Genomic DNA, 6221 nt, shown 5'->3' with positions numbered 1-6221 from the left:
CTTTATTTTTATCATTTGTAAACAACATCAGTATTAATGTTACAACTCCAAGTATCATTCCTAATGCAAATGGTCCATAACTTGCAACAATAACTGCTACGTGAATCATTAACCAATACGAATTTAAAACAGGTTGCAAATTAGCAATAGCCGGATCCATCCAACTCCAATGAGCAATCATCAAAATCATTGAAGCTACAAAGGTTCCTGAAGCAACCGTTAATTTAGACTTTCTATCAAATGCTAAGGTAAAAAACATCGTTGCCCAAGCTACATAAATCATACTTTCGTAAGCATCACTCCAAGGAGCATGTCCTGATATATACCATCTTGCGATTAATCCTAGTGTATGCAAACCAAATAAAAGACCTATGAATACATGAAAACCATTTATAACTATTCGAATTGATTTCTTCTCAAAAAAGATGTTTACAATAGTAAAAACCAACATTAGTACACCACAAAGCATATACAAATAATAGAGATTTTTGAAAATATCATATTTGTTGTACATGATTTCAGAATCAATCTTGTCATCGCTTGGCCTTACTGCTTTACCTTCTTTCTTTTGATAATTTTCCATACCAACTAAGAAAGTATTAGCCATAGTATAGTTATCATCTTGTGAAGATTTCATCAAGGCATCTAGGTAAATCGGAAGTGCATTTTTTATAGTATCCAATGAAGTTCCTGTGGTATGATTAATCTCCAAATAAGAGGACCATTTGTTATTTTTATCATTTGGTACAGGAAAGATTTTTAAAATTTGACCACTCAAAGCTGTATTTAATAGATTTACTTTTTTATCAGTTTCTATAAAATCCTTCTCAAATTTACTTGGAACTTGGGCCTTGTAAGCCGATTCTAAATAAGGTGACAATTTATAATTTCCTTTGGCATCAAAAAATGACTTTAATGAAGCATAGGTTTCTTTTTTATCAATTCCGATAATTTTTCTAATACTATCGTTTCCACTTTTAATATAAACCAATGGAACTTCATACCAAGCAATAGGAAACTGCGTCATAGAAACAAATACTTGATCCGAATTCATATCTTCGTAAGTATCTTTCTTACTAACTTTTCTAAGTAATTCTGAAGAAAAGGTATTGATTGGTTTCATTCTACCACCTTCATCTTGAATTACTAATCGTCCAAATTGAGCTGCGTGTTTCTCTGAAACTTTATATTTTAAAATAGAATCAACATAATTAAATTTTGCACTCTTAACAGGAACTTTTTCTTTTCCATGATTGTGACCATCGTGATTATCGTGGTTTTGAGAAAATCCAGTAAAAGATAACATTAATGCCAAAATGGTAATCAATTTCGACTTTTTATCTTTAATCACCTCAAGTTTTCGTTTCAAATCAGCAAAACGTGAGTACTTTGTAAACAAAATGGCCATCATTGCAAAGAATAAAATAAAGTAACCAATGTAGGTAATTAAGGTACCCCAAAAATCATGATTTACAGAAAGAACAGTACCTTTTTCATCTGGATCAAAGTTGGCTTGAAAAAATCTAAATCCTTTGTAATCCAAAATATTATTCATAAAAATTCTTGCGTCAAATTTGTCATTTCCGTCAATTACAGTGACTTTACTTTCAAATGATGAATATCTTTTTTCAGTTCCTGGATAACGTTGTGCGATAAAATCATTTAACTTAAGACTAAATGGCAATGTGTAAACTTTACTTCCAAAGAAAAAAGTAAATTCTAATTTACCAATTTTAACTGTTTGTGGTACACCTTGTTTTCCTTTAGATCCAACTAAAGTAATTTCCTTTTCTTGACCTTCTGTTTTTAACTTAAGTACTAAAGCATCTTCACCATTTTTTGCTTTATAATCACCACTTGGTTTATAATCTTTTTCTCCTTTTATAGGTTGATCTGGGAAAACAAATTGTGCGCCTCCCATATTATATAGTGAACGAAACATCAACGGTTGAACTACATCTTTAGCAACTGTTCCTTGAAATTTATCTGCCATTCTCATAAAATTTCCTTCAAAAGGAGCTTCGATTGTGGTAGTTCCGTCTTTAATTGTGATGTTGATTGCGCCTTTAATATAAGAATTTAGAGCAAACAAAACATTGTGAATATTTTGAACTTCACCTTCTTTCAAATAATGTTCATGACGTTCACCTCCACCAGATTCAACCATTTTTAAATGAAACTTTCCGTTTGGCGTTTCTTTAATTGATTCTTTAGCATCAAGAATAAATTTTTCATATTCTACCTCAAAAGAAGTCTCATTGAATTTATCTTTAAAATTGAAATGATTATCTGCAATTGGAAACAGAGACACTGAAGAAAACAATAATGGATGTTCAAATACTCTTCTTCTAATTTCTCCTTGATATTGTCCATCCACAAAATAGGTTAGATAATTTTTATCAGAGTAAATTTGATTTGAAGCTTCACCTTCGCGAATTGGCATCATACCTTCGTAACTTATGTATCTGGTAATTGCTGCACCTACAATAATAAAAATAAAAGAAAGATGTAATAATAAAGTAGCCCATTTCTCTTTTTTCCATAATTGATATCTTGAAATATTTCCGAAGAAATTGATTAAAAAAAAGATATGAATGGCTTCAAACCACCAAGTATTGTAGATAATAACTCGAGCTGTATCGGTATTGTAAGCGCTTTCAATAAAAGTTCCAGCTGCCATTGCAACAGCATAACCAATAAATAAAACAGCCATTAAACGTGTTGAGAAAAGTATAGATTTAATTTTTTCCATGTGGATTTAGGAATGATTTTTTAAAAGTGACACAAAAGTAAATTAAAATTGTGGATTTTTTTAAAATTATAACATGGTTTTAAGGGATTTTTAAGAGACGTTGAGAATATTAATTTTTACTAGTGCTGTAAAATATATTTTCAATATTTTTACCGAATGATTTCAATTACTATAATTGGTTCGGGCAATGTTGCACAACATTTAATAAAAGCCATTTCTAAAACTACAACTTTAGAAGTGAGTCAAGTGTATGCGAGAAATATTGATTCTGTTTCGCATCTTATTGATTCTGATAAAATTACAAATAACATTTCGCAATTAAAAAATGCTGATTTATATATTATTTCAGTTTCTGATGATGCCATTCAATCGGTTTCTAATTCCTTATTTTTTTCTGAAAAATTAGTTGCACATACTTCCGGAAGTGTTGCTATGGAAGAACTTTCAGATAAAAACAGAAAAGCCGTTTTTTATCCATTACAAACCTTATCCAAGAAAAAAGAAGTCGATTTTACAACGGTTCCACTTTGCATCGAAGCTCAAAATGAAGCTGATTTACATCTTTTAACTGAAGTTGCTCAACATCTTTCAGATCATGTCTACAATGTTGATTCGGAACAACGAAAATCTTTACATGTCGCTGCTGTTTTTGTTTCCAATTTTGTAAATCACTTATATAAAATAGGAAGTGATATTTGTATCGAACACAAAGTACCCTTTGAAATTCTAAAACCATTAATTTTGGAAACTGCTAAAAAAGTTCAAATAATGGAACCTAACGAAGCGCAAACAGGTCCAGCAAAAAGAAATGACACTTCAACAATAAACAAACATTTAGCAATATTAACTGATGAAAATCAGAAAGATATCTATAAAATTCTAACCAAATCTATTATCGATAATGGCAAAAAGTTATAAAGAAATAATGAATACAATTGACACCTTTATTTTTGATGTTGATGGTGTTTTAACCGATAGTTCCGTTCACGTTTCTCAAAATGGTGAGATGTTGAGAATTATGAGTATTCGCGATGGTTTTGCCATGAAAGCTGCTATCGAAAGTGGTTATAATGTTTGCATCATTTCTGGTGGAAATAATGAAGGTGTTCGAATTCGCTTAAGAAATTTAGGAATAACTGATATTCATTTGGCTTCTCCGAACAAAGTTGAAACCTTTAAAGAATATACCGAATTATACAATATCAAGCCAGAAAATATATTGTATATGGGCGACGATATTCCTGATTATCATGTGATGCAATTGGTAGGATTGCCAACTTGTCCTCAAGATGCTGTATCCGAAATCAAAGCTATTTCAAAATATATTTCTCATAAAAATGGTGGAAAAGGTGCTGTTAGAGAAGTTATAGAACAAGTCATGAAGGTACAAGGAAAATGGCATTTGTATTACAACGGAAAACACGATTAAAAAGTATTCAGTGTTCAGTAATCAGTTTTCAGTTACTTAGATTGTGTTAATTTAGTATTCAGTTAATTAGTTATTTATGACATTTCAAGATTTATTGGCTTATCAAAAATCATTTGCCTTAGCAATGAAAATATTTAGAGTTTCAAAATCCTTCCCAAAAGAAGAAACTTATTCTTTAACAGACCAAATAAGAAGATCATCAAGAAGTGTTTCTGCAAATATTGCTGAAGCATACAGAAAACGAGATTATCCAAAACATTTTCATAGTAAGTTAACCGATTCTGATGCTGAAAATTCTGAAACTCAAGTTTGGTTAGAATATTCCATTGCTTGTGAATACATAACAAATGAAACATATACAGAATTATTAAATGATTCAAAAGAAGTAGGAAAATTGATAAATTACATGATTCTAAACCCAAAAAAGTTTGGAGTAAAAGAAGATAAATCGTAAATTCATAAACATTATTTAACACTGAACACTGAACACTGAACACTGAACACTGAACACTGAACACTGAACACTTTAACATGAAATACCTAAAACTAATACGTTACCAAAACCTTCTTTTAATAGCATTAATGCAAATTGTTATTAGGTTTGGATATTTAGAACTCATCAATATTCCGCTTTCACTTTGGTATTGGCAATATTCTTTGCTGATTTTAGCAACTGTTTTAATTGCTGCTGGTGGTTATGTAATCAACGATATTTTCGATCAAGAAACTGATGCTGAAAACAAGCCTAATAAAGTAATTATTGGCAAATCAATTTCAGAATCTAAGGCCTATATTATTTATGCTTCACTAACTATAACTGGAGTTGCTTGTGGATTCATTTTAGCGAATTCTGTAGAGCATCCCAATTTTGCAGTTGTTTTTGTTTTGATTGCAACCCTACTCTATTTTTACGCAAGTACTTTGAAACAAATAGCTTTAGTTGGTAATATTGTTGTTGCATTATTACTTGCTTTCAGTGTTATTATTATTGGAATGTTTGACATTTTTCCAAATACATTTGATATCAACCGAAAACAAATGACTTTGGCTTTTAGTATCCTTTTAGATTATGCCAAGTTTGCTTTCATTATCAATCTAGTTCGTGAGATAATTAAAGACATTCAAGATGTAAAAGGTGATACTCTTGAAGAAATGAAAACATTGCCAATAGTTATCGGTGTTGCAAAAACTAAAATAATTACTTTCATATTGTTATTGCTTCCAAGCTTGTATTTGTTGTATTATTCAAAAACGTATCTATTTGAAAACAACTTGTTTTATGGATTAGCATACATTTTAGCTTTAGTTATTGCTCCAATGATAATGTGTTTAGTTCAAATTTGGAATGCAAAAGAAAACAACGATTACAAAAAAATTAGTACGCTTTTAAAATGGATTATTTTCTTCGGAATTTTATCTATTGCAGTTGTTACTTTAAATATCAAATACAATGCTTAAAGATTATAAAATCATTCTAGCTTCTGGCTCGCCGAGACGTCAACAATTTTTTAAAGATTTCGATTTACAATTTGAAATTAGACTAAAAGAAATTGAAGAAATCTATCCTGATAATTTAAAAGCAGAAGAAATTACAAATTATCTTGCCGAACTAAAAGCAAAAGCGTTTGAAGGTGAATTAGCAGATAATGAAATCTTGATTACGAGTGATACTTTAGTTTGGTTAAACGACAAAGCATTGGGCAAACCAAAGGATTATGACGACGCATTTCAAATTTTAAAATCGTTATCCAATCAAACGCACGAAGTAATTACATCGGTTTGTTTTAAAACAACTACTAAAACGGAAACTATTTTTGAAACAACAAAAGTATCTTTTCGAGAATTATCTGATGATTCAATACGTTACTATTTAGATAATTACAAACCATTTGACAAAGCTGGTGCCTACGGAATTCAAGAATGGATTGGTCTGATTGGTATACATAAAATTGAAGGTTCTTACACTAATGTTGTTGGTTTACCTACAGAAAAAGTATATACTTATTTAACATCTTATTTGGATTAAAGTGCGTAAATTTA

General features: G+C 30.2%; 6 protein-coding genes. 5 read left to right on the top strand and 1 reads right to left on the bottom strand.

Annotation, left to right across the window (positions count from 1 at the left end; all coding sequences use genetic code 11):
• On the bottom strand, positions 1–2752 hold a 2752-nt coding region (locus ACIQ06_RS15815), incomplete at its 3' end, for a cytochrome c biogenesis protein ResB (RefSeq protein WP_396147893.1).
• Positions 2753–2908: 156 nt separating this feature from the next.
• Between ACIQ06_RS15815 and ACIQ06_RS15810 the strand changes: the two genes are divergently transcribed.
• From ACIQ06_RS15810 to ACIQ06_RS15790, 5 genes are all read left to right on the top strand, one after another.
• Entirely contained in the window at positions 2909–3670 is a 762-nt protein-coding gene (locus ACIQ06_RS15810) for a Rossmann-like and DUF2520 domain-containing protein (RefSeq protein ID WP_396147892.1), read from the top strand.
• On the top strand, positions 3654–4181 hold the full coding sequence (locus ACIQ06_RS15805) for a KdsC family phosphatase (protein WP_396147891.1): 528 nt from the start codon (positions 3654–3656) through the stop codon (positions 4179–4181). The genes ACIQ06_RS15810 and ACIQ06_RS15805 overlap by 17 nt, the downstream gene beginning before the upstream one ends.
• Positions 4182–4257: 76 nt before the next feature.
• Positions 4258–4635: a four helix bundle protein gene (locus ACIQ06_RS15800; protein WP_345094868.1), complete on the top strand. Its 378-nt coding sequence runs from the start codon at positions 4258–4260 to the stop codon at positions 4633–4635.
• A gap of 77 nt (positions 4636–4712) precedes the next feature.
• The gene (locus ACIQ06_RS15795) at positions 4713–5639 is read left to right on the top strand and encodes a geranylgeranylglycerol-phosphate geranylgeranyltransferase (RefSeq protein ID WP_396147889.1); all 927 of its coding nucleotides are present in this window, start codon (positions 4713–4715) and stop codon (positions 5637–5639) included.
• Positions 5632–6207 (top strand): Maf-like protein, encoded by a 576-nt coding sequence (locus ACIQ06_RS15790; RefSeq protein ID WP_396147888.1) that lies wholly within the window; start codon positions 5632–5634, stop codon positions 6205–6207. The genes ACIQ06_RS15795 and ACIQ06_RS15790 overlap by 8 nt, the downstream gene beginning before the upstream one ends.
• Positions 6208–6221 lie beyond the last annotated feature (14 nt).

The organism is Flavobacterium sp., assembly GCF_044341265.1.
In the GTDB taxonomy this organism is placed as follows: Bacteria; Bacteroidota; Bacteroidia; order Flavobacteriales; family Flavobacteriaceae; genus Flavobacterium.
This window is presented reverse-complemented; position numbering and strand designations above follow the sequence as displayed.

What these genes read in the sequence shown, in the direction of transcription:
- ACIQ06_RS15810 (WP_396147892.1), top strand. Translation starts at nt 2,909, where the DNA reads ATGATTTCAATTACTATAATTGGTTCGGGCAATGTTGCACAACATTTA.
- ACIQ06_RS15805 (WP_396147891.1), top strand. Translation starts at nt 3,654, where the DNA reads ATGGCAAAAAGTTATAAAGAAATAATGAATACAATTGACACCTTTATT.
- ACIQ06_RS15800 (WP_345094868.1), top strand. Translation starts at nt 4,258, where the DNA reads ATGACATTTCAAGATTTATTGGCTTATCAAAAATCATTTGCCTTAGCA.
- ACIQ06_RS15795 (WP_396147889.1), top strand. Translation starts at nt 4,713, where the DNA reads ATGAAATACCTAAAACTAATACGTTACCAAAACCTTCTTTTAATAGCA.
- ACIQ06_RS15790 (WP_396147888.1), top strand. Translation starts at nt 5,632, where the DNA reads ATGCTTAAAGATTATAAAATCATTCTAGCTTCTGGCTCGCCGAGACGT.